Origin of the sequence: Telmatobacter sp. DSM 110680 (assembly GCF_039994875.1) — a bacterium.
Lineage (GTDB): Bacteria > Acidobacteriota > Terriglobia > Terriglobales > Acidobacteriaceae > Telmatobacter.
Map to the genome: position 1 here is coordinate 295,051 of NZ_CP121196.1, position 23,223 is coordinate 318,273.

The 23,223-nt window shown below is 57.4% G+C and carries 26 protein-coding genes; 7 read left to right on the forward strand and 19 right to left on the reverse strand.

Annotation, left to right across the window (positions count from 1 at the left end; genetic code table 11):
* Positions 1-106: 106 nt before the first annotated feature.
* The 5 genes from P8935_RS01145 to P8935_RS01165 all read right to left on the reverse strand — a co-directional run bounded on the left by P8935_RS01145 (position 107) and on the right by P8935_RS01165 (position 6,083).
* Positions 107-1,534 (reverse strand): NapC/NirT family cytochrome c, encoded by a 1,428-nt coding sequence (locus P8935_RS01145; RefSeq protein ID WP_348263175.1) that lies wholly within the window; start codon positions 1,532-1,534, stop codon positions 107-109.
* Between the two features lie 105 nt (positions 1,535-1,639).
* Complete coding sequence (locus P8935_RS01150) at positions 1,640-1,948, reverse strand: cytochrome c (RefSeq protein ID WP_348263176.1); 309 nt, start codon at positions 1,946-1,948, stop codon at positions 1,640-1,642.
* A gap of 231 nt (positions 1,949-2,179) precedes the next feature.
* Entirely contained in the window at positions 2,180-2,503 is a 324-nt protein-coding gene (locus tag P8935_RS01155; RefSeq protein ID WP_348263177.1) for a cytochrome c, read from the reverse strand.
* Positions 2,504-2,677: 174 nt separating this feature from the next.
* Positions 2,678-5,074: a hypothetical protein gene (locus tag P8935_RS01160; protein WP_348263178.1), complete on the reverse strand. Its 2,397-nt coding sequence runs from the start codon at positions 5,072-5,074 to the stop codon at positions 2,678-2,680.
* Between the two features lie 13 nt (positions 5,075-5,087).
* Positions 5,088-6,083, reverse strand: a complete 996-nt coding sequence (locus P8935_RS01165) for a DmsE family decaheme c-type cytochrome (protein WP_348263179.1) — start codon at positions 6,081-6,083, stop codon at positions 5,088-5,090.
* A 589-nt stretch (positions 6,084-6,672) separates the two neighbouring features.
* Between P8935_RS01165 and P8935_RS01170 the strand changes: the two genes are divergently transcribed.
* Complete coding sequence (locus tag P8935_RS01170) at positions 6,673-7,422, forward strand: Crp/Fnr family transcriptional regulator (protein WP_348263180.1); 750 nt, start codon at positions 6,673-6,675, stop codon at positions 7,420-7,422.
* A 102-nt stretch (positions 7,423-7,524) separates the two neighbouring features.
* Positions 7,525-8,094: a nuclear transport factor 2 family protein gene (locus P8935_RS01175; protein ID WP_348263181.1), complete on the forward strand. Its 570-nt coding sequence runs from the start codon at positions 7,525-7,527 to the stop codon at positions 8,092-8,094.
* Between the two features lie 15 nt (positions 8,095-8,109).
* On the opposite strand, the gene P8935_RS01180 is transcribed toward P8935_RS01175, so the two are convergent.
* Positions 8,110-9,312, reverse strand: coding sequence for a P1 family peptidase (locus P8935_RS01180; RefSeq protein ID WP_348263182.1), 1,203 nt, complete (start codon positions 9,310-9,312; stop codon positions 8,110-8,112).
* Between the two features lie 28 nt (positions 9,313-9,340).
* Positions 9,341-11,428 (reverse strand): tRNA uridine-5-carboxymethylaminomethyl(34) synthesis enzyme MnmG, encoded by a 2,088-nt coding sequence (mnmG, locus tag P8935_RS01185; protein ID WP_348263183.1) that lies wholly within the window; start codon positions 11,426-11,428, stop codon positions 9,341-9,343.
* 145 nt (positions 11,429-11,573) lie between these two features.
* Here mnmG and P8935_RS01190 point away from each other — a divergent pair, with 145 nt between their 5' ends.
* Complete coding sequence (locus P8935_RS01190; RefSeq protein WP_348263184.1) at positions 11,574-12,674, forward strand: DnaJ domain-containing protein; 1,101 nt, start codon at positions 11,574-11,576, stop codon at positions 12,672-12,674.
* 98 nt (positions 12,675-12,772) lie between these two features.
* Positions 12,773-13,120, forward strand: a complete 348-nt coding sequence (locus P8935_RS01195) for a hypothetical protein (RefSeq protein ID WP_348263185.1) — start codon at positions 12,773-12,775, stop codon at positions 13,118-13,120.
* 156 nt (positions 13,121-13,276) lie between these two features.
* On the opposite strand, the gene P8935_RS01200 is transcribed toward P8935_RS01195, so the two are convergent.
* From P8935_RS01200 to P8935_RS01225, 6 genes are all read right to left on the reverse strand, one after another.
* Positions 13,277-14,062 (reverse strand): DUF3108 domain-containing protein, encoded by a 786-nt coding sequence (locus P8935_RS01200; protein ID WP_348263186.1) that lies wholly within the window; start codon positions 14,060-14,062, stop codon positions 13,277-13,279.
* Between the two features lie 84 nt (positions 14,063-14,146).
* On the reverse strand, positions 14,147-14,791 hold the full coding sequence (locus P8935_RS01205) for an isoprenylcysteine carboxylmethyltransferase family protein (RefSeq protein WP_348263187.1): 645 nt from the start codon (positions 14,789-14,791) through the stop codon (positions 14,147-14,149).
* A complete protein-coding gene (locus tag P8935_RS01210) occupies positions 14,788-15,867 on the reverse strand; it encodes a glycosyltransferase family 9 protein (RefSeq protein ID WP_348263188.1) in 1,080 nt (359 codons plus the stop codon). Before P8935_RS01210 ends, P8935_RS01205 begins: the two co-directional genes overlap by 4 nt.
* Before the next feature lie 50 nt (positions 15,868-15,917).
* Positions 15,918-16,955: a tetraacyldisaccharide 4'-kinase gene (gene lpxK / locus P8935_RS01215; protein ID WP_348263189.1), complete on the reverse strand. Its 1,038-nt coding sequence runs from the start codon at positions 16,953-16,955 to the stop codon at positions 15,918-15,920.
* Positions 16,952-18,304, reverse strand: a complete 1,353-nt coding sequence (locus P8935_RS01220; RefSeq protein ID WP_348263190.1) for a 3-deoxy-D-manno-octulosonic acid transferase — start codon at positions 18,302-18,304, stop codon at positions 16,952-16,954. The genes lpxK and P8935_RS01220 overlap by 4 nt, the downstream gene beginning before the upstream one ends.
* A 540-nt stretch (positions 18,305-18,844) precedes the next feature.
* On the reverse strand, positions 18,845-19,069 hold the full coding sequence (locus tag P8935_RS01225; protein ID WP_348263191.1) for a hypothetical protein: 225 nt from the start codon (positions 19,067-19,069) through the stop codon (positions 18,845-18,847).
* A 192-nt stretch (positions 19,070-19,261) separates the two neighbouring features.
* Here P8935_RS01225 and P8935_RS01230 point away from each other — a divergent pair, with 192 nt between their 5' ends.
* Together P8935_RS01230 and P8935_RS01235 are read left to right on the forward strand one after the other, a co-directional pair.
* A complete protein-coding gene (locus P8935_RS01230) occupies positions 19,262-19,444 on the forward strand; it encodes a hypothetical protein (RefSeq protein WP_348263192.1) in 183 nt (60 codons plus the stop codon).
* Positions 19,428-19,823 carry a hypothetical protein gene (locus P8935_RS01235; protein ID WP_348263193.1) on the forward strand — a complete coding sequence of 132 codons (396 nt, stop codon included), beginning with the start codon at positions 19,428-19,430 and terminating at the stop codon, positions 19,821-19,823. The genes P8935_RS01230 and P8935_RS01235 overlap by 17 nt, the downstream gene beginning before the upstream one ends.
* A gap of 217 nt (positions 19,824-20,040) precedes the next feature.
* On the opposite strand, the gene P8935_RS01240 is transcribed toward P8935_RS01235, so the two are convergent.
* Positions 20,041-20,631: a hypothetical protein gene (locus P8935_RS01240; RefSeq protein ID WP_348263194.1), complete on the reverse strand. Its 591-nt coding sequence runs from the start codon at positions 20,629-20,631 to the stop codon at positions 20,041-20,043.
* Positions 20,632-20,744: 113 nt separating this feature from the next.
* Between P8935_RS01240 and P8935_RS01245 the strand changes: the two genes are divergently transcribed.
* The gene (locus P8935_RS01245) at positions 20,745-20,990 is read left to right on the forward strand and encodes a hypothetical protein (protein ID WP_348263195.1); all 246 of its coding nucleotides are present in this window, start codon (positions 20,745-20,747) and stop codon (positions 20,988-20,990) included.
* A gap of 38 nt (positions 20,991-21,028) precedes the next feature.
* Here the strand turns inward: P8935_RS01245 and P8935_RS01250 are convergent, their stop codons facing one another.
* The 5 genes from P8935_RS01250 to P8935_RS01270 form a co-directional block, all read right to left on the reverse strand.
* Positions 21,029-21,244 carry a hypothetical protein gene (locus tag P8935_RS01250; protein ID WP_348263196.1) on the reverse strand — a complete coding sequence of 72 codons (216 nt, stop codon included), beginning with the start codon at positions 21,242-21,244 and terminating at the stop codon, positions 21,029-21,031.
* A gap of 118 nt (positions 21,245-21,362) precedes the next feature.
* Positions 21,363-21,971 carry a hypothetical protein gene (locus P8935_RS01255; RefSeq protein WP_348263197.1) on the reverse strand — a complete coding sequence of 203 codons (609 nt, stop codon included), beginning with the start codon at positions 21,969-21,971 and terminating at the stop codon, positions 21,363-21,365.
* Positions 21,972-22,076: 105 nt separating this feature from the next.
* A complete protein-coding gene (locus P8935_RS01260) occupies positions 22,077-22,325 on the reverse strand; it encodes a hypothetical protein (protein ID WP_348263198.1) in 249 nt (82 codons plus the stop codon).
* Complete coding sequence (locus P8935_RS01265) at positions 22,322-22,708, reverse strand: hypothetical protein (RefSeq protein ID WP_348263199.1); 387 nt, start codon at positions 22,706-22,708, stop codon at positions 22,322-22,324. The genes P8935_RS01260 and P8935_RS01265 overlap by 4 nt, the downstream gene beginning before the upstream one ends.
* Complete coding sequence (locus P8935_RS01270) at positions 22,705-23,223, reverse strand: tyrosine-type recombinase/integrase (RefSeq protein ID WP_348263200.1); 519 nt, start codon at positions 23,221-23,223, stop codon at positions 22,705-22,707. Before P8935_RS01270 ends, P8935_RS01265 begins: the two co-directional genes overlap by 4 nt.

Consider the following 23,223-nt stretch of genomic DNA (forward strand, 5'->3'; position numbering starts at 1 on the left):
AGATAACAAGTGCGCAAATGCACCAAAGGGATGGCCGCCTGCCCCATGAACCAAGATCTGTTCTTGGAACCTCGCGAACCATCCCTTTCCCAAGTGCGCTACAACTTTATTGAATGCCCAGATCCGATAGAACCTTAGGCTTAGCTTCGTCGACTGCGAGCAGGTTGTGGCATACCGAGCAATCCTGCGTAAGAGTCTTCCCTTCCTTCGCCACGTGATCGCCATCGTGGCAACGGAAGCATCCGGGATAATTCATGTGCCCGATGTGATTGGGGTGAGTCCCCCAAGTAACCTTCATCTCGGGAAAACTATTGGTCGTGAAGACGGTGACGAGGCCTTCTCCAGCAGTCTTGACCAGGTCAGGATGGGCAGCGAGCACATCAGGATGTTCGCTGCGATAGAACTGCGTGAGCCCTGCTGGAATTTTTTCGCGTGCTTCGGCTTCGGTTGCGTAGTTGGCCTTGAGTAGCTCGAGACCTTTCTTATGAACCCACGGAAGTTCAGGACTGATGGCGCCCTCTGCCATGGCGCGGTTCAGCGCATCTTCCGCGGTCTGCATGGTGTGGGCAGCGCGATTGTGACAATCGATGCAATCCATTACGCGACGCTCTCCCTGCGGCACGGCACCTTTCAGGTTCGAAGATGCGAAGGCGGTCTTGGACCCATCGGGATATGTGCGTTCGGCCCACGGAATTGTGGTACGGGTGGGGTCGGTGGTGATGTATTCGACGTGGCCGAGGTGGACGCCATGAATTCCAGTGAGATGTGAGAGCGAGTCGATGCCGCCTAAGTGCAAGACGACTACGCTTTGCGTTTCAGTGTTCTTTTCGTCGTCGGCAAAGCTAGATTTGACCAGCAGCTTTTCGCCTACGAACTTTGCAGGCGTGTGGCAACCTTCGCAGATTTCGCGAGCAGGGCGCAGATTCATCACTGGAGACGGGATCGGCTTGGGATAGCGATTGAAGGCGACTTCGACAAGCTGCTTGGTCCCGTTCACTTTGGCCTTGAAATACGATTCGGCTCCTGCACCGATGTGGCACTCTACGCAGGCAACATGGGAGTGCGCGGATACTTTGTAGGCAGTGTACTCGGGATGCATGACATGGCAGGAAGACCCGCAGAACTGCGGCGAATCCATATAGGCCGCGCCGCGATAACTTGCCATGGAGACTACCAGGAGATTCACGATCGTGGCGACAAGGACGATGTCGATGCCGTGGCGGAACATGCGATCGTTGAGATCGATCTTGGGAAATTCGGCGGGAATCTGACCGGCGAGTTGCAGCTTCTTTCGCCGAGCGAACAGGCCGATCGGGATGAGCACCAGCCCAAGAACAAACAGCGCGGGCAGGATTAGAAAGAAGATGATTCCGAGGTAAGGATTGTCATTGGGGCGGCCAAAGAGTTCGACCAGCCAATAACCGATCATGGTCACGCCAGCTGCACTGGTGATGGCGCCACCGGCGAGACTGAGTGGATTGTTGCCGAAGAACAGGGCTGGCCGAACCCAGTGTTCGCGGAAATGTTGAAGCATTGTTACGTTCCCCCAGACGGTGAATGACCCGCTTCAGGCACCGCAGCGACGAAGACCTGTCACTGGACTTTGCAATTTGCGGCGTGAAGCGGGCCGGATTTATGTCTATTTCAAGGTGCGGAAATAATCGACTGCGTCCTTGATCTGCGCGTCGGTGAGTTTAGGAGACATAGCCTTCATCTTGTTCTTCCCTTTCGCGACGGCGTCAATCTGTTCCTTTTCGCTGCTCTTGTATTCGGAAGCAGGCTTCACATCCATCATCTTGGCAATACCGGCGCTCGGTGTTCCGGTGCTGCCGTGACAGCTCTGGCAATTTGCCTTGTAGACCGCTTCACCCGCTTGAGCGAAGCCCATGGAGCCAGCCAGACACACTGTCGCAGCCAGCACCGCCATCGATCGAATCGTCTTCGTCATTGCAAGACTCCTTTAAAACGCATTATGGCCGTATCGTTGGGGGCCATGCCCATTCAATTGGAACCTTACTTGCTCAAACACCAGCGGCAACAAAAAGTGGCTTTGCCTGTGATGCGCACCAGGAACCGTTTAACTAAAATCCGGCGCATGCCCAGGAATGCGAGATGCGCCGGTACTGCTTTCAAGTACACACTGCGACTTACAGGCGATAACTGCGAACTGCAATTTCAACTACTTTGCAAATGTGCGGAAGTACTCGACTGCATCCTTGATTTGCGCGTCGGTCAACTTATCCTTGTAGGCCTGCATCTTGCCCATGCCATTATGGACCGCGTCAATCATTTGCGCCTCGCTCAACTTCTTAACATCAGGGTCCGTCGCTGGCTTTACCTTCATAGCTTTGCCCGCGCCCGAATCTGCCAAACCCTTTTCCCCATGACACATCTGGCATTTTGCCTTGTACGTCGCTTCGCCTGAAGATTGCGCGAAGCTCACTGTGCCGGCAAGGACGAGAACTGTGATTGCCGCCACCACATTGCGAGTGAAATTGCTCATGTCTTGCTCTCCCAGAGATCTCCCCTTAGAACTGCGCGGGGAAGATCGCTGACGAAAGGGACATCGTTCAAAGCAGTTGTGGTACTTCGATCAGACAGTACTCACGACTGCGGCGTTCAATCCATTGAAGGAGGACCGGTGAAGCTCAACGGTTGCCGGTCCATCCAGCATTACTCAGAATGCATACTTCACACCCAGAGTGACGACATCACCATGGAAGCTGCGCGGAGCCGGACCAGGACCGCCGGATTCGTCGTACCCATGGTGAACCCAGTTACCGTGCCACGCCCACTGTGGCGCGATATTAATTTGCAAATCGCTGAAGGGCGACACAACTTTGGACTGCAATGCGCCGGGGACCATCAGCGGGTTAAGAAATGCGGCAGTACCATTTGTATCCGTAATGCGGGCGCCACCGTTATAGCGGAAATACTTAGAAGGAGCCCAGCTGACGGCTCCAGAGAAATAGGTAACGGGGGCATCATAGTAGCCGTTGCCTAAGTAGTAAGAAGGATCACCGACACCTGCACCGCTATTTGCCACAGTGCAGGTTCCAGCGTTTGTCGCACCGGCAGGTAACGGTGCATTGACGTTGGGTATGAATGCGTAGCAGATATCCGTCTGCGAGAAGACGTCGTCACGAGCGAAGTTAAAGTCAAAACTCAACGTCTCGACCGGAGTAACTTGCGTGGCGAAGCTAAAGTCATGGTTGTGTTCGCGATGATTCACCAGCGGATCGTCGTTTTTACCTTGGAAATCATTGGCAGTGACGGCGAAGTTGATCCACTTGGCAGGGGTAATCTTAGCCCGTGCACGAATGTGATTCACCTTATCCGGCGCCTCGCGCGTGTAGGTATTCGAAGGAGTGTTGGAGTCTGCTGCTTTTGAATTCAACGAATCGTAGTTGACGTTGACACGGACTGCCCGCGACGGCTGGATCACGGCTCCGAGTAGCAGGCCATTCTGATGCCAGGTGAGAGTGTCTGCTACGCCCTCATCGAGATTGCCATCGACAATGTGGCGCGAGTTGAAGCGCCAGCCGCCGGAAAACTTGAATGCCGGATTGACTGTGACGACGCCGAGAATGGTGTTGCCGATATTCTTGTGATCGAGGAACAGCCCGTTGGTTGCAGGCGAGACCGGGCAGCCGGTTGCACCCTGGACGCAGGGGGTAAGCGAACTGACTGGCGTGAGCATCGAGGTAGTCGAGGTTCCGAGCCATGCCTGCGTATTCATGATCGAGTAGCCGGCAGTGCGCAGGTTCCGGAAATCGAAAGAATCAGAGACGGAGAAGTATTTGTCCAGATCAGCGACGAAGCCGAAGTCGCCGACCGAGTTGGCGCGCTTGTTGCTGGCTAACCGTCCGTTTGCAAGTCCGCCGGTCTCCACTTCCTGGCGGATCGAGGTGCGGGTGTTCCAGCCGTTGAAGGTCTGGTTGAAACTGTTCACGTTATACGTGCCGCCACTATAGAGCAAGCGTCCGTTGAATGAAACTTTGTCCCAGTAGTGCGAGCTGAAGCGCAGCTGCTCTGTCGGGAAGCTGGTGCGGATGGGAGACGTTGACGAGGCTACGATGGTTCCAGAGCAGTAAGGATTGGCGACGCCGTTGATGACGTTCTCGGTTTTGTTTGCTCCCGAACCGCATGTGACGGTAGGTCCGGTAAGAACATCGACGCCGAGCGAGACCGGAGTTCCATTGGAAAGCGTGAATGGCGTGGGTGCCAGCTGGAATCCTGAATCGCCCTTATAGAAGCCGAAGAACTGGTCGTAGCTCAGCGTGGTCCGCTTGGCCAGCTTTACATCGACGCCGCCTGTATAGGTGGACCCGGTGTTGCGGAACATTTCAAGGACTTGCACATCGCCGGCGTAATGAACAGTGCTGTAGGTGGGTCCTTCGTGCACATTGAGGTTGTATCCAGCACGGAAGCTGACGCGCGAGATTGGAAACAGGGTCAACAGAGCGTCGGTGTTGCGTCGCACTGTATTGAAGATGTGCAGTGAATCAGGCTCAGGAACCAGTACCGGAGTTGCTGCAGTTGCGGTGGAGAGCAACGAATTGTCCAGCAGGTTGTAATCGAAGTAATTACGATCGCGCCGGAAGCCGCCGGAGAAATCGTAGAGCCTGCCCTTCGAGAATTTGAGGTAAGACACATCGTTCGGCTCTCCGCCGTAGCCGAAGCTGGACGTAGAGAGCGTATCGAAGAGCGGAGTCTTGGAGGGGTTCACAGTATGGAGTTCGAGAGACTGGTTAAGGATACGCATACCAGTTCCCTCGTTGACCATGGTCGACCACATCGCGCTGCTGCCGTCTTTCTGGGTAATGATCCCGCCCAGTTCGACCGTGGAGTGCATGGTGTAGTTGCCCACCTTCTTTTCAGCCGGTGGGGCTGGTGCCTTTTTCTCTACTGCAGGCTTTGCCTGCGGCGTATTGGTGGCCTGTGGCTGTTGCGCGAAACTATTGACCGAACTAATGGCCAGAATGGCCGCAATGGTAAGGGTGCACAACCGGGAGATACTGATCCCGGCCGAAGACCCAACCAGACTATGTGCGAATTTGGTCTGTTTTGTCATCGTTCGTCCCTTACTAGAAGTTGGTCTTGAAGAAATGTGGATGCGTGTTGGAGCCGTGAATATCGGTGTGGCAGATGGTGCACGACTGATATTGCGTGGCCTGGTTATGCGCCGGGCCTGTCGGAGCTGGTGCCGTGGTGAAATTCGGAGATGCTGAGTGGCACTGCAGACAGATAGTGTTGACTGACGCGCGATTTAGCAGGCGCGGATTCGGTCCACCGTGCGGGAAGTGACAGGCCGTGCAACCTTCGGTCTTGACGACATCATGCTCGTAGACGAAGGGACCGGCAGTCTCAGTGTGACACTTGGTGCAGACTGCATCCATCTGTGCCGATGCGCGAAGATTCTTCTTCTCGAATGTGCCATGCGGATCGTGGCAGTCTGTGCACTTCATCAGGCCTTCTTCCACCTTGTGATGGAAAGGCATATTGAATTGGGGCTTGGTATCGGTGTGGCACTGGAAGCAGAGTTTAGGTTGAGCAACCTTGAGAAGCTGTTCTTTGTCTTCGCCGCCATGAATGCTGTGGCAGCTTACGCAACTCACGTTGTTCTCGCCGTGCGCCGTGCGTTCGAAGTTCGCATGCTGACCCTGGTGGCAGCTCAGGCATCTTGCATCGACTTCCTTCGCCGTTGCCTTGGCGGGATTGAAGATCTTGGTGACGTCACCGCCGCCGTCAACGTGCGCTTTGCCTGCGCCGTGGCAACCCTCGCAAGTGACGCCGGTCTTGCCGTGCATCTCTGCGAGTTTGGTGTGCTGGTTCGAACTGAATCCTTTGCTGACTTCTTCGTGGCAGGTAGCGCAGATTTCCTGGCCGACGAAATCTCCCGGCGCAGGTGCAACCTGACTAGTTTTGGCGCTTGCGGGTTTCGCGTCCTTTGCGGGAGCAGCGACTGCGCAGGTCGTGAACGTAACTGCCGCGAACAGAAGCAGGAACGACGCGCGCCGTCGAGGTATTTTTACTGAAGGCTCGCTTCCCGACGTTCGTTTTTTCGGCCGATCTTTATGCATAAAAGGATTCCACCTTGGTGAGCACTTGTCGCAGGTTTCGCCATTGTCTACGACTGCCCATCTTCGAAGTTGAGCAGTTTTGAACAGCTAGGAGCGAATTGCGTTCTGTGTGGAGCATCACCTTATGGCCGCAATCGTACCGCGCCAGCGAGGGTCCATACGGTGACCTCCATCACATCGAGTCAACAGGCGGCCGCGGAATTGGAGAATGTGTAATTCGACCAGATACAGGTCTTGTATCGATATTCCGGAAGTCTAAGTTTTTCGCGAGTCAAGAATAATGGGATCAACTATTTACATGTTTTACTGTCGCAGTCGTAAGCTTGTGGGATTCGGATCCGTACGGCATAGTTTGGCGCAACTATTTTGGCGCACTTTGAGATCGAGATTTGGTACGCCATCACATTCCATCTTTCTCCATAAAGGCGAGAAATGGCCGCCACCTTTCCGATCAAGAAAAGACGGAAGGCGGTGGCCATGGCGTTGGCCGCGAAGGACTTGATTGCCCTTTGACAGGTGAGCCCCATCACATCCATCGAAGGTTGGACACATGCAGACTGGGTGAGAACTAAAAAGTAAGAGCAAAAAGATGGCTGAGTACGGAATTCTAGAGACCACGCAGCGGCGGCAGAAGAGCTTGACTCGTCAGTCGCCGGTTGGATGCGCGTCGTGCGCCAATCGTCGACCCGGGTGGTTCTGCTCGCTGGGCAGCGCGGTGCTGGCCGATCTGGAACTCGTTACGAGCACGATCAGCCTTCCATCGCAAGCAACATTGTTTAGCCAAGGCGAAGACGCTCGATGCCTGTACCTGATCTGTGGCGGTTACCTGAAATTAACGGCTGGCCGCGCCCAGGATCGTCAGATGATAGTGCGTGTGGCAGGCCCGGGATCGATGCTGGGACTGTATGCAGCACTTTCTCACGGGGTGTACGAGGTTTCGGCTGAATCGTTGACGCCAGCTCAGCTGCGACCTGTGGAGCGGGAGCGGTTTCTAGCATTTTTGCGCAATCATAAAGAGGCGCAGATGCGCGCGGTCCAATGTATATGCCAGGAGTATCGGTTTGCATTGCAGGACGCATGCCGGATCGCACTGGCAGAGACGGTCGCGGGAAGACTGGGACGCTTGCTTCTGGAACTTGCGCATCAGATTGGCGAGCATGTGGATGGAGGATTCCGTTTTCCGCTGCTGCTCACGCATGAAGAGATGGCCTCCATGGCGTGCACCACTCGTGAAACCGTGACACGCACTCTGGGTCAGTTTCGCAAGGATGGCTCGATCTCCATTGAAGACTCCGTGATTACGCTGCACCAGCCGGAACGGCTGCAGAACCTGAATTAGCTTATTCTGTTAATTACGGCTCGACATCGACATCTCCGCTTCCATCGGTGCTCCTGGCGAAGTCCAAGGGATATCATGGTGACTGGGAGTATTGGCACGCGTATGACTCGTTTTACCGCTTGTTTTGCTGTAGTTTTTCTCTCCTGCACTGCGTTCGGACAGACTCCTGGATCTTCCCCGATGACCGCCTCGGCGCCGGTTACATCAACCTCCTCTCCTGAAGTTCAGCAATTCCAGAAGATTGAAGATTCGTGGGACGACGCCGTCAATAAGCGCGATCAGTACGGCTTGGAACTGGTGCTTTCGCCACTGTTTCTGGATGTATCAGGAACGGGGGACATCACTACCCGCAACCAGCAGGTGGCTTACGTGATCACGACGGAAGATCGGACGATGCACCTGGAGCAGAAGGTGATCGCGGTTCGCATGCTGGGCGACACTGCCGTGGCCAACGGAACCTACGTTCTTCATCATCGAGCTTCGTCGGGGCAGGTTGACGAGAAGGGTGTGTTTACGCAGGTGTTTGAGCGCGCCCACAACGGTTGGCTGTGCATCAATTCGCAGCGCACCATGCTGCGTGAAGATGGCGGCAAGTCGAAGAAGCAGTCGAGCGCCGAACTGCCTTTCCATTTTCCGATCTTCGGCAAGAGCGACAAGAAAGACTCTCAATAGCGAGTCTCGCGCTTCTCAGCGGTTATATTTCTTCAGTACCGTCTGCAATTTGTCATGGGGCAGGGCCACTACCGTATGGCCATCGATGCCAGTCATAGTCTTTGCACCGACCATGGCGTTGACGATGGCTTCTTCCGTTGCTTCGACGGTGGCTTCAAAGAGCGGACTGATGCGTTCATTGGAAACGGTCTTCACATTGTTCGGTCCCGGTTCGTCATCGGCATGCGGGTTGGCCGTGGAGAAGGCGATGAAAATATCGCCGGAGCCGTTGCCGGAGATGGACCCGGTGCGTGCAAGGCCCAGCGATGCGCGGCGTGCGAGGCGTTTGAGTTGATGGGGCAGGAGCGGCGCATCCGTGGCGATCACAATGATGATGGAGCCGACGTCGCCCTTCATTTCGCTCCCGGGCAGATTTGGCGCTGTGAGGTTCGCGTAGGGTTCGTCACCGGGAATTTCTTTTCCCACGGGGACGCCGGCAATCATTAGCTGTGGACGTCGGCCGCAGTTGCATTGGACAAGAACGCCGACGGCGTAGCCACCTTGTTCTTTTGATAGAACGCGAGAAGCGCTACCGGTGCCGCCTTTGAATCCGTAGCAGACCATGCCGGTGCCGCCGCCGGTATTGCCTTCAGCGACTGTGCCGGATTTGGCGGAGTCGAGGGCGGCGAAGACATCGTCCTTCTTCACGTGAAAACCGTTGATGTCGTTGAGCCAGCCATCCCAGGTTTCGGCGACCACTGGAAGGGACCACTCGTCTTCTTTCATCAGATGGTTGCTCAGAGCCCAGGCGATGACAGAATCACGCACGACGCCAACGCTATGCGTATTCGTGATGGCTACGGGACCAGTCAAAAGTCCGGATTCTTCAACCCATGTAGTGCCGGTCATTTCGCCGTTGCCATTGAGACTGAACCAGCCTGCGTATACCGGATCGGTGCTCTTCGGTCCACGCGGCAGGACGACGGTGACACCGGTGCGAACCGGACCTTCGCCAACTTTGAGCTTCCCTTCGCCGCGGTTGAGCGTAGTAGAGCCGACTTCGACGCCGGGAACGTCGGTAATGGCGTTGAATTGTCCCGGCGTGCCGTCGAAGGGAACGCCAAGATCGCGGGCGCGAACGGGCTTTTGAGATTGTGCGTGGACAGTTAGGGCTGCTACGAGAAGCAATGAAATCAGGGCGCGGGACTGCGTAACAGCAAATCGAGGCTGCGTGAGCATGTCCCAATCTACATGAGCTAAGAAACGTTCAGCCTACTTTTGCTGCTTGCGGTTTGCCGCCTTGTTCGCGCTGAATTCCCTGCACCCGAATGGAAACATGGACAAGACTTAGCGCAGCCGGAGTTACACCCGGAATGCGGCTCGCCTGACCGATGGTGATGGGACGAACGCGCTCGAGGGTTTCGCGCATCTCGCGCGAGAGGCCGCTAATGACGCTGTAGTCGATCCAGTCGGGAATGGAGACACCTTCGGCGGCTTTCAGTTTGGCAATTGCCTTGAGCTGCTGATCGAGGTAGCCAGAGAACTTGATCTCTGTTTCGACGGCGCGAGCCTCGTTGTGCAATTGGGCACGGCGCACAGCAGCGTCTTCTGCGATATGGGCGAGTGCGGCAAGCTGAGGATCGGCCGCGAGGCTCTCACGAAGCGCAGCAAGAACCGGTGCGATGCCAACTTCAGGACGCTTTAGAAGCTGGGCCCAGGTTTGGCCGGCAATGGAGGTGAGTTCGCCCAACCCGACGGCTGCGAGCTTTTCTGTATCGACCCTTCGCGTCGTAAGGAGGGTTTCGAGCGCGGCCATGCGCGCTTGCTTTTGTTCGTACTCTGCCCAAGCTTTGTCGTTGATGAGGCCGAGGCGGCGTCCGTACGGAGTCAGGCGGCGATCGGCATTATCGATGCGCAGGTGCAGGCGGAACTCCGCGCGCGAAGTGAACATGCGATAGGGCTCGTTGGTTCCCTTGGAGATTAAGTCGTCGATGAGTATGCCGGTGTAGCCCTCACTGCGATCCATGGTGAAGGGCGTCTCACCCTTGAGCCACAGGGCCGCATTGATGCCGGCCATGATGCCCTGACATGCGGCTTCTTCGTAGCCGGATGTTCCGTTGATCTGGCCGGCGAGGTAGAGGCCTTCCATGGATTTGACGCGCAGGCTGCGATCGAGTTCGGTGGCATCAACGGAGTCGTACTCGATGGCATAGCCCGGCCGCAGCATTTCAGCTTCTTCAAGGCCGGGGATGGAGCGCACGATCTGCCACTGCACTTCCATGGGAAGCGATGTGGACATGCCGTTGACGTAGACCTCGTGAGTATTGAGGCCTTCCGGCTCGAGGAAGAACTGGTGCTGTGTCTTGTCAGGGAACTTGACGATCTTGTCTTCGATGGAAGGGCAATAGCGCGGACCGATGCCTTCGATCTGGCCGGAATACATGGCGGAGCGGTGCACGTTTTCGCGGATGAGACGCAACGTCTCCGACGTGGTGAAGGCGATGTGACAGCTAATCTGCGGCTGAACGATCTTCTTGGTGCGGAAACTGAACGGCGTGGGTTCAGCGTCGCCGGGCTGCTCTTCGAAAGTCTCCCAGCGGATGGTACGTCCATCGAGGCGCGGGGGCGTTCCGGTCTTGAGCCGGCAGGTGCGAAGTCCCAGAGCGCGGAGAGCTTCCCCAAGGAGAACCGAGGCTGGTTCGCCGCTGCGGCCTGCCGGGTAGCGCTCTTCGCCGCAATGGATGAGGCCGTTCAGGAAGGTGCCGGTCGTGATGATGGTGGCGCCCGCGAGAAGGCGGCGGCCGTCGCGGAGCTTTAGACCGAGGACGCGGCGTCGGGGGCGACTTGGACGGGGAACTTCGGTCTGCGACTCCCAGGTCTCAGAATCGAGAGCTGGGGCACCCATCGCTGGGGCGCCCGCGGAGTTTTCTACTCCCTGTTCCCTGTTCCCTGTTCCCTGCTCTTCGATAACGAGGTCAACAACCTCGGCCTGGCGGATGTGGAGGCCGGGCTGAGCTTCGAGGACTTCGCGCATTTTGACGCGATAGAGTTGCTTGTCACACTGGGCGCGAGGACTCCAGACGGCGGGTCCGCGGGAGGTGTTGAGGAGACGGAACTGAATGCCGACGGCATCCGCTACCTCGCCGATAATGCCGCCAAGAGCGTCGACTTCGCGAACGAGGTGGCCCTTAGCGACGCCGCCGATGGCCGGATTGCAGCTCATCTGGGCAATCAGGTCCATATTCATGGTGATGAGCGCGGTTTTCAGGCCCATGCGGGCTGCGGCCATGGCCGCTTCGCAGCCGGCGTGTCCGGCGCCCACGACAACCACGTCATACTGTTCAGTGAAAGACATCCAATCCTATTCTACGGGTTCACAAAGTAATCGGGCTCAGCAAACAGGGGTAATGCCGGATGTAGGGCCAATCCTCAAAGATCGCTGCAATTTCTCTATAATGGCCGCATTCCCCGATCCGGCCAGGGCATAGGAGCGCCCCCAAATGAGCACCTGCATGTGCGGCAATCCGATAGACACGATCGGCACCATGTGTTCGCGGTGCGGAGCGTTGCAGACGCTGGGCCTGGACATGACTGCGTCGGCGGCGGAGATTGAAAGCACCTACACGACCCTCGTCAAGGTCTGGCATCCTGACCGTTTTCAGACGGACCCGAAGATGAAAGGTGCGGCAGAAGAGAAGCTGAAGGAGATAAACGCGGCGCACGATTATTTGACCGCAACGCCTCGGGTTGAGAAATCAACGAGGCCTCAGCCAACTGCCCAGAAGATGGAACCTGCAGAGGAGTTAGAAGAAGCGCCAGCTTCCACTTTTATTCCGATGGAATCTTCCGACGAAGAGGAGCCGGAAGAAGTGCGGCGGATCATGAAGCGCTTGAATAAGCAGTCCCAGCCGAAAACTCTCGCCAAGGTACTGTTTGCCCTTACTGCAATTGCCGGGTCTGGATTAGTGTTGTTTACGCTGGATCTCTTCCTCTCGACGAATTCAAGCACCTCGCGGGGTTATGACCAGTTCAAAGCAGAAATTGCGCAGGACCTCCGCGCCAAGGGAATCCTTTCGTCCAACGCGCCCGAATCCAAGGACTCGAATGCGCAGCAGGCCCCCGAGCCGAACCCTTCCGCGGCTGCACCGGCCGGCAAACCAGACGCAAAGGCTGAAAGTCTTTCAGGAAGTCACAGTCCTGCGAAGGCTACAAATGGGGTAAAACCGTATGTCACATCGGGATTGACTCCCACCGAGGTGCTTTCGATCCTCGGGAATCCGACCTCATCCTCAGGAGAAAAAATGTTCTACAAGGGGTCGGAGATTGATTTCAAAAACGGACAAGTGGCGGGATGGAAGATCGATCCGCAGACTTCCCCAATCCGGGTGAAATTGTGGCCGAGCGCGGCGCCTGTTCCCGGCGTTACGACTTTTGCCGTCGGCTCTTCAATGAGCGATGTCATCACGGTTCAGGGAACTCCTACGCTGTTTTCCGACAGCCAGTTTGGTTATGGCAAATCGCTGGTTTTCTTTCAGAACGACAAAGTTGTTGGCTGGAAGGAAGATCCGGGATCGGTCCGCCTGAGGGTCGTGGCTCACTAGAGTCCTCGACATGGCGGAGACGGATCATTGCGGGAATCCGCTGGTAGGATGCACTCAAAGCACGACAATTTCATCCAATAAGCAGGAGGAATTGCCGCATGGGCCCGTCGGAAAATCAGAGAGAGCCGCAAGAAAACTCCATTCCTGCATCGGCGGACACGTCGAGTGCTGAGGTGCAGAAGTCAGCACAGTCTCCGATTTCATCGCAGTCCCCGGAGGAGCTAAAGGAAGAGAGTCGCAAGATTCGGCGCCTGCAGATCATGATGAGCATGGTGACGCAGGTTATCGCTCAGGACTCATCGCTGACGGTGGATGAGGCTTCAGAGATGGTGGCCGACACACGCAAGGCCGCGCTGGCGATGTTTCCGGATAAGGAACTTGCGTTTGACCTGATCTACTGGCCGCGATTACAGCGGCTGATGCGGGAGCGCTATCGGATGCAGTGAATACAGTGGTCAGAGAACAGTGAACAGTGAACAGTGATCAGACCAGTCACCACGACTCAAGGATCTCAGTTGGCCAGCCTTTGTATCGAAGTGCGGTTTCCGCAATCTTGACGAGGCAAACCTAAATCCGTTCGACCGTCTGCCCGCCGATCACTGTCACTTGTTGTCGTTGCCGATTAGGCGGAAGGTGATAGTTCCCCAGAAGAGCTTGGCGCGCATCTGCACGGGGAGACGGCGGTCGTCGTCGGTGTACCAGATCCAGATATTTCCACGGTTCTTAACCACGCCGGCGTCGGCTGTGGGTTGAACGCGAATGGTCTTGAAGGTACCCAGCGTGGTTTTGATGACCTCGCGACCTTCGATCTTCATCGTGACCGGCACGTTGTGCATGGCGTCTACGACGGGCATGACGAAGTCGTGGCCAATTTCCATCGGCTGGGATGAGGCGTAGAAGACGCCTGTTAGAAGATCGGTCATGCAACTGGGAATAGGCGATTCAACGTGCTTTGATTGGCCCGTGACAAGATTCTTTTCGTCAAGAATCGACTTGGATTGGGGATAGTCCATTTTGAGCGTGGAGTTGACCTTGCGACGTCCTTCCACAGTCTGCTTGTCGAACTCGTAGGTGCAGCCCTTGGCGCGGTCGAAGGTGGACTGAAACTGATCGCTAGCGTGGAAGAGCAGGTTGATGGCACCGGCGGTGTCGGCATTGGCTGAGAGTTTCTCGCGATCCCCGATGGCTTCAAAATGAATGACTGCGGTTCCGGCGGAAAAGACGCGCCAGTCAACCGAGTAAGTGAGCGTCTGATTCTGCGGAAAGCTGTATCCAGCGCGCGGCGATGGAAGTTGCGGTAAAGACGCCAGAGCGGGAGAGGGCTGCTGGGTATACGCAAGCGGAGCGAAGGCAAGAGCGCAAAAAATTGTTTGAGTGATCGCGCGCATTCTCACCGTTGAGGTTTGCTCCTTTAAGGATTTGACTGAAATGGCAGTGAAAACGGCTAACCCCTGTCTACCGTTCAGAGCAATTTAATGCGGCACGTTCAGGAACAAACCCAGCAGCGGCCGAAGGAAGAACAGGCTGAGGTATAGCAGGGCGGCTCCTATGAATGAATTGTACTCGCGATGCCTTAAATAGAGGTCAGCAGAGAACTTGCCGGACGAAACTTCGGTCAGGGTGGCAGCGGAAGGTGCCGGGATAAGGCGAGGAAGGAGGCGCGGGACCCGGCGGCAGTAATCGGGAAAATCAGGGAAAGTCGAGCGCAGGAAGCGTTCCTCCGAGGCGATGACCGGGACATAAATGATCAGGAACATGGCAGTCAGCATGGCGGCGACGGGCCAACTGAGGAGGGCGACGGCAAATCCGGCAGCGATGAGGATCGAACCGAGGTAAAGGGGGTTGCGGGTATAGGCGTAGGGTCCGGTCTGGGTGAGTTCGCGATTCTTTTTGACGTAGCCGGACGCATAGGCACGAAGCCAGAGGCCCGGCAGGACGAGAAGCAGACTCCACGCAATCGCGGCGGGACGGGGCTCACGGCGCCATAGTTCGAAGAGATACAGCGCCGCCGTGAGGAAGCCGAGAGGAACGCGAATGCGCCGAGCCACCTTCTGCCACCGTTCGACGCCTTTCAGTTGCGCGCCTTCAAGTTTCGGACTTTGTTCCTGCTGGGTCATCGGGCCGCTTCAGAATAAAGCAGTTCGTCGGCAGCCTGGAGCACATCTTCCGGCGTGATGGTGAGAAGTCCTGCCTCCGGGGCTTCATGGCGGGTATGATCGCGGCGGCTTTCTGGACTGCGCAACACCTTGAATTGCGTACCGTAGGGACCGTTGCGGCTCGGGTCTGTGGGGCCATAGATGCCGACGACAGGCCGGCCTAGCGCACAGGCCAGGTGGAGTGGTCCGGTGTCCCCGGCAATAGCCAGACTTACCCTGCGCGTTATGGCGATGAGTTGTTCGATCGAGCAGAGCAGCGGAGTGGCGCCGCCTCCGGTCTTCTGGGAGATGGTGTCGGCGAGAAACACTTCACCCGGCCCGGCGTTGACGAGAACGCGATAACCGCGATTGAGAAGCGCGCGGGCAACGTCGGCATAGCGCTCCACCGGCCAGCGTTTCGCGCCCCATCCGGCACCGGGGTTGATAAGGACAACGTGAGAAGCAGCATCAGAGGAAAGGAGTTCGTCGGCCCATGTTTCCGCGCCGGGATCAACGGGCAGCCATGGCTGAACGGGGATGAGGTCATCTCCGGCAATGGCAGACGCGAGTTCAATGTCCTGTTCAATCACGTGTGGCGTGCGGGTTTCGATGCGCTCTGTAAAGAGCCATCGTGCAAGGCGTTCGCGGGGACTTGATTCGCCGATGAACCGGCGACCCGCGGCCATGCGACTGATCACCGCCGAACGCAGCGCGCCCTGCAGATCGAGAACGGCGTCGTAATGCTGGCTTTTGAGATTGCGGCGAAGGGCACTGATTTCGATTCGAGTTGATGGCGCTAGAGGATTTTTGCGCCACTGCTTGGACGCTGCGAAGTGCAGGCGATCTACGAGCGGCTGCATGGCTTGATGTTTACCCGTATCGCGACCGGTGCTTCCTTCAGCCGCGAGAAGTGCCCGCCATGTTGGCTCGACCACCCATTCAATGCCCCATCCGGGATGGGCCATGCGCAGAGCGGTGACGGCCGGAAGGGCATGGAGAATATCGCCCATGGCACCGAGACGGACCACGAGCAGGCGAAACTTGGACTGCGTTTGCAAATTCTGATTTTCTCACAGGCGCGTCTTCAAAAGGACGAGTGATCCAGCGACTAGCGCTGTGACGCTTTGCGATGGCCCTCGGCTAAACGCGTGCTTGAAAGCAATCCTTCAAGCGCCATGACAGCATTTTCTTCGTCTTCAATCTCAACATTGAGACGGGCGACTTCGAGTGGAAGTCCAGCCGGGAATGTCGACTTGAGATTGCGCAGGCGAATCTCGTCCTTTTCTGTCGTTATCAGAGCTATGGCTCCCTTCCTGCGTGCCGATGCAATGAGGCTCTCAATATCGCTCGCTCCATAGCGATGGTGGTCGGCGAAGACCATCTCGGCGGCAAGCGAAAGTCCAGCTGACCGGAGGCCCGCGAAAAACTGCTCAGGCCGCGCGATGCCGCAGAAGGCGACGACGGGGCCGGTGATCTGTGGAATCTCCATGCGCCGGTGAAGTTGCCAGATAGGCCCAGTCCAGCCCCATGAGCGAAGTTCGGCGTCGAATCCGGAGTCGCTCGCAGGTATCGCCAAAACTTTCGCTCGATTTGCCGCGCTTCGAGGCTCGCGAAGGTTGCCGGCGGGAAGAAGATGATCTTGCCAGTCCTGGCGATCGACGAGCAGGATGTCAATTTCGCGACCGAGTTGCCTGTGTTGAAAACCGTCGTCAAGGATGAACACGGAAGGAACCTGATCTGCGGACAACTCGCCGCCTTGCTGAATGAATTGCTGCTCGGCCAGACGTCCGGCATCATAACGCTCCGCCGCGACATAGACTGGCACGCCGGACTTACGCGCAATCAACAGAGGCTCATCCCCGTATTCGTCCGCCGTTCCATCGGGATCGACAAGAGAGGATTCCCGGCTTGTGCGCCCGTAACCTCGAGACAGTAAATCGACATGAAAGCCGCGCGCGGAAAGTAAACGGGCTAGCGTGATGGCGAAAGGAGTTTTGCCGGAGCCTCCGGTGGAGAGATTGCCGATGCTGATGACGGGATACCAGAGCCATCGGGTTTGTTCCCAACCGCGATTCAATCGGAGTTCACGGAGAGCGAGGCCGGTGGCGTAGAGAGGAACGAGCGGTAGAAGGAGAGGACGTTTCATGCCGGCCTCTCGGCTCTTCCGGCTTTGTGAAGCTCTGAACGCGGCTCGTCCGAGAAATGCAGGATATCGCGTAGCGCATCGATCGATCGGGCGGTTGCGCCAGCCTGTTGCTCGAAGACACGGCGGGCTCGCTGGCCCATGTTCGCGGCGTCGTCTCGGTTGATGAGTAGCTCGATCAGGACCTTTGCCAGTTCTTCTTTGGGCGCGATTCGAATTGCGTTTTCAACGCGGAGATCTTCGGTGATGGCGCGGAAATTCGCATAATTCGGTCCTATGACGATCGGAACTCCGAACTGGGCCGGCTCCAGTGGATTGTGGCCACCGGCTGGGACCAGGCTCCCACCGACGAATGCCACCGCAGCAATCGAGTAGATAGAGGCTAACTCGCCGATGGTGTCGAGCAGGACGACTTGGCCGGGCTGCAGCGATGGAATTGAGTTTGCGGGCTTGCTCTTCCAGTCGGAGCGGCGAACCCATGCGACTTCAGCGGCACTGAGCAGTGTGCCCACGGATGCAAAACGCTCAGGATGGCGAGGGGCCAGCACCATGACCAGATTGGGATCTGAGGCGAGCAGGGACGGCCACGCTTCGAGCAAGGCGGCTTCCTCGCCTTCGAGGGTGCTTCCGGCAACGAGGAATCGCAGACCACCCGCTGCGCAGGCTTTCAATTGTGAAGTAGCTTCTGCCTCCTGGACCGCGCGGACATCAAACTTAAGATTTCCTGACACGCTGACGAGTTCCGGTGGGCAGCCGAGCGCGACAAGGCGCTCCGCATCATTGCTGCTTTGCGCGAGGATTCTTGTGAGATTGCCGAGGATGGGTTTCCACAAGCGCTGCAGCATCTGGTAACGCGGCCAGGAGCGATCGGAGATGCGGGCATTGACGACTGCTACAGGGATGTTGCGACGGAAGCAGCCATCGAGCAGGTTCGGCCAGAATTCCGTTTCGGCGAGGATCAGCATTTGCGGCTGGAGCGCGTTAAGGTAGGCGCGGACTGCCCACGGCAGATCGAGGGGGCAGTAGAAGACTCGGTCGGCTCCGAAGCGGGTGCGAGCCAAGTCCTGGCCGGTGCGAGTGGTGGTGGATATCAGCAGGCGATGGCTTGGAAATGCGGACTCGATTTCCTGTACCAGTCGGCTGACTGCCAGCACCTCGCCCACAGAAACGGCGTGAAGCCAAATGACAGGCTTGCCTTCCGCACTTGTGGACCGCAACCGAGCTGGGACTCGTCCCAACCGCTCGCCGAGACCGTCACGATATTTCTGCGTGGTCGCCATTCTCCATAGCCACCACGGAGCCCCAGCCACGAGGGCTGCCAGCAGCGCGAGGTTGTAGAAAATGAAAATCATGCGTGACGGAATTCTCGTTGTAGCGGTCTAACCCTCAAATGATACAGTCGAGCACTAGTCAAGTCTTTTATGGTAGGGCTCTGATTTGATTGGGGAATGTTGGTGTCCGCGAGAATTTTGGACACCTTGCGAATTAGAAATCGCCGCTGTTCATGCGGCTGTGTCCATTTGGGGTGGACACTCACACGTTAGCACAATTGGGTTGTGCGTGCTGTCACGTGTGGAGTGATTTGGAACAGTACGTAGGTGTGGGAGTTGCTGCGGGAATTGCGCGACGGTCCCTGATTCGCATTACCTGAGTTACCGATGTGGGATTGAGTTCGCGCTGCGGAGGCATATGGTTTAAGCAGTGCATGGGTCGGCAAGTGTTGGAAATCTATGCACCACGTAAAGGGCCCGCTTAACGGCGGGCTTTTTGCGTACAGCTGTAACCTGGGGCCGGTAGAGTGGGCTTTGAGGTGGAGGCCCGATGAGTCAGCGCTTTGTCCGGGCCTTAGCATCGGTTGTTTACAGGGGCGTGGAGATCGTTGCGGGTCTGCCCTACTTCCTGATCGCGGTGTGTGTGTGGATCGCGGAGCGCTTCGAATCAAAAGAGGATTGACTCTCCTCGTTGGGATCTAGTTCCACTAATTTGACCGCTTGGGGAAACACCTCAGCCAGGAGCGACGCTGGGTAAAGCGCTGCGCTACCGTCGTCGAATTCGATGAGCACCCCATCACGGGTTTTTTCTGCGGTGACGATCTTTGGTTTCTTCTGCATGTCCATGATCTACCTAGTTTGAGATGCGCTCGGAGCGACGTCTACCCGTTAGCGGACATTACTGCGCTGAACACCGTCTCCTTTTTTGGGTTCACAGATTTTTGAACTTTAGTGTGCTGTTTTGGACAGTTTGAGAAAAGCGGATGTCTTAAGGTAACGAAACAACCCATCGATTTCAGAACGAGGTACCTGAGCACGATGAGCGACCGCAGCAATACAACAACAAACCAGGCGCAGAATAATTCGCGTGAGAACCTTTTCTATTTTCTGCGAATACTGGCCACACAGGCTGGGCCTGATGGCGCTAAGTCTCGTGAGCTTTCGCCGATCCCGAACGAGCAGATTGAGAACTACATCCAGCGAAATGGACTTGTGCAGTAACGAGGGCTTCCCTGCCACTGAAGCGATGGGCCGCGCGGAGCGCGGCCTTTTGCTTTTGCTGTTGCTGTTGCTTCTGGCCCAGCTCCCGGAATTGTTGGAGACTCGCACGCGCGTCAAGGCTCGGACACCGATGATCACCCCACGAACGGTGGACCTGTTCGCGGGGGCCCGACGCTTGCGCTTGGCCTTGATGCGTGTGCGACGATTGGAGCGCTTCGGGCTGGGCCCGTTCTTTATAGCTTTTGCTTTTTATGGTGGCGCGGGCTTTGTGCTCGGCGGGCGCGAGGGGGCGCGGGGTTGCTTTTCGCGCGCTCCCCGATGCGACGACGCGAACGAGCTGAGCGATGTGAGCGGCGCGGTGGCCGGGCGGCGGGAGTGAGCACAGCGAACCGTATGCCAGAGGAGCGCAGCGACGGCGGCATAGCGCCGGGGGGCCACCGCCGCCGAGGGACGGCCCGCGCGATTCGGCGAGGAGGAGCAACGCGACGAGGAGCATCAGCGCGCGCAACGCGGGCCGGGACCGAGGCTAGTCCGACTGGAACGGAGCGCAGCGGAGTGGAAGGAGCACCGCGTATAGGCTGGTGAGTTTGGTGTATCTATGGTTCTTTATCTAAGTGGGTTGTATCGCCTCCTGGATCGACCGCGTTTGCACGATCGACTAGGCTTCTGAGCTTAGTGATTTTGGCTGTCAGGCTGTCTAGGTGCTGATGCGGGACTTGCACCGCAAGGGTCAGCGTCACGAAGTCAGAAGTAATCCTGAACAGAATTCCGAACGCCAAGGCCATCGTGAATCCAACAACCCATTGAGAAAGTTGATAGTCCAGTCGGATCGGAACGTGCGAAGCATCACGGACCTCCTTCATCGTCAAGAGAGAAAAGGTGGCAACGCAAAACGTAATGAAAAAGATTGCATAAAATCCCGCTTTGAAGCATATGTAGATAACGTATTTGGAGTCACTAGTAACTCGACGGAATGTGCGGCGCTGCGATACTGCGCCTGCAAGTCGCGCTTTAAGTATCCAGATGTTTAGTCTTTGAGGCGGGATCGCACAGAATCTCCAAAAAGTGTTCACCATCGGCGAGAGCACTGGGGTCAGCAAAAGAAGGATTAGCCCAACAGTAAGCCCGATGATTACTTCGGCGCTTAGTGGGTGTGCTTTTAGCCACAAATATGCGTCGTCGACCACATTAGTCCTCTTAGCGTGGAATTGCTGAGAATCTTAGCACGCGGAGTCGGTCACAGCAGGTCGCGGCGGTCTAGGGCGTCGGCTAGTCGGCGGCGGGCGGCGGGGAGCATGTATTGGAGTGTCCTGATGCTGCAGCCGAGGGTGGCGGCGGTGGCGGCGTGTCCTACTCGGTCGCGATAGGTGAGCACCAGGGCGTATTGGTGCGCGGTGTCCAGCGTGGCGAGCGCGCGCTCAAAGTCGATCACTCTTACGTTGCGGGCGTCGGCGTCGGTCTCGCGGCGCTCTCTCCAACCGGTGTTGGTGTAGCGGGTGGCGCGTCCGCATTTGAGGGCGGTGCGTTCTACGGCCCACTGTCTTAGTCGCAGGATGGCTAGTACCTGGTCGGACGGTATGCCGCTCATTCGTTGGTGTCCTCGGGTGTGGAAGCCTCGCCGGGTAGAGGGCCGGCGAATTCTGGCTGGTCGGCGAGCCAGTTGATGTACCGCATGTTTGGCGTTGGGCCGGTGGCTCGGTCCTTGTCGGGATCGGCGAGCCAGGCGGCAGCCTCGGGAGCTGGTGTGTCTGCTCGGGCGCTTTTGCGGTCTGCGGGGTCTACTTCGGCGAGGGGTTCCACGGCGGGAAATATACCACAGGTTGTGGTGTCTGGAATGTGATACCACAACCTAATGCGATAGTGTCAGGAAAGTAACTTCCGGATTGGCGGTTATCCGACCGGAACTGCGCGTGCGCGCCTACCCGACCCACCTAGAGCCTTCGCATCCTTGCGATAGAATCTGCGACAGAGTCCGGTCCACATCTTTCGTTTCGCCCTTCGGAAAGATCACTTCATCCACGACAAACCGGCCATCTTCTCGCACCACAATAGCCACAACTCGCCACGAGCCAGGACCGTCTATTGGTCTGTACGTGAAACTCACGACTACTCGAAACGCTCCCGTCTTTTCTGCTTGCGTGCTCTCAATACGAAAGTCGCCGGGTGAGGTTCTCTCGTTTGGCCCCGAGAAGATTCCGGCTTCCGACCAGGAGAATGGTGCCTTCACCATCCGCCCTCGATTTTGCCGAAGCCAATCCCGTTCACAAGCACTGGTTACCTCAATCTTTCGGCGCAGTGATCTGCTGAGATATGGCGCGAAGATTCTCATTTCCGAGCCATTGAGCAGACCGGACGGCGCACGGACCACCACCTCGTGATAGAGGCGACTCACCACATCCTCAGGCCGGTTAGCTGGGATAGTCGGTTGAGTCGTGTGCGCAGGCTGGCCGATGGCCCAAGCCGTCGCGAGGAACAGAAGAACGACGTAGCGGAAGCGATTCATGGATGCCACTGTTAGTTTAGACACCGGAAACGATGAACCTGCTCCGTCCTGGGAGTTCCTGGCGTATCGTGGGCAATTCGGAAGTTACCACTTGAGCAACGGTGTGCGGGGGAAGTCGCACCAGGTGGGTTAGGGGGTTGGGCAGGCGGCGAGGATCCTGGACGCTATCGCGCGGGCTTCTTCCCACATCTGCGCGGCGTCGGTTTCGGTGGCTACGTCCCATAGGTCCATCGCTGCGTTGTGAAGGATGGCGACCATGCGGTTGCGGGCCGGGTTGCTGGCGGCGGCTACTCTGCGTTGGGCATCGGCTAGTGCTTGTGCCGCTCCGGCGCGGTGGGGGTGGCTGTAGTCGGCTGGTGTGGGGGTGGGGGTGTTCACTTTTTGCGCTTCCTTTCGGTGAGTGTGCTTAGGGCAACTTGTGCGGCGTAGAGGAGTTGGGAGCCGTCGCGACCGTCGAATACTTCTAGCTGGATACCTTGGGCAATGCACGCGATTGCGGCCCGGATACTAGGCTTTGTATCCATGCGGGGCATCGCTAGTTTGTATGCAACGGAGGCCATGCGCAGCGCCCGCTGTGCGCTGAGTCCTTTGTTTTGCGCGACGGTGTAGGCCGTCGACCAGCGGTCTTTGCACTCGTAGAGGGCGCGCTCGATGCGGTTGGTATTGTCGACCACCCCACGGACGTGGACCTGTCCTTGGGGACCCCGGGCGTCGGCGGCTGCGGCGTAAATTGTGGGGCGGAGGAGGAGACAGCTTCTCATGCGGTGTACTCTTCACTTTCTTCAACGCGCGGGCGCTTGATGAGTTCGAGTGTGTGGCGCTTGACGGGGCGGAGGTCGTGGTCGAGATAGATCACGGTGGAGTGCAACGACAGGTGGCCGAGAAACGCTTGCACGTCGCGGAGGTCGCCGGTGGCTTCGAGCATGGCGACGGCGGAGGTGCGGCGCAGATCGTGTGGGATGATGCGGCGATTGAAGTTGAGGCGCTTGCGGAGTCGAGTGAACGCGCGGCGCATAATGAGAGGCCACCGGGTGTTGTCGCCGGGTTTGCGTCCGTGACCTTGGCTGGTCCAAAGTTGCGCGACGAAGGGCTTGCTGCTTTCGAGGTCGCATGACTCGATCATGCGGCGCACCTGGTCAGTGACCGGGAGCGTGAGGGCCGCTCCGCCTTTGGTGGTGAAGTGAAGTGTGCGCGCCTGGCGGTTGTAGTGTTGCGGCGCGATGAGGGCAGCGGTTCCGCTACGGATGGCGAGGTCGCTGCAGAGCAGCGTGTACAT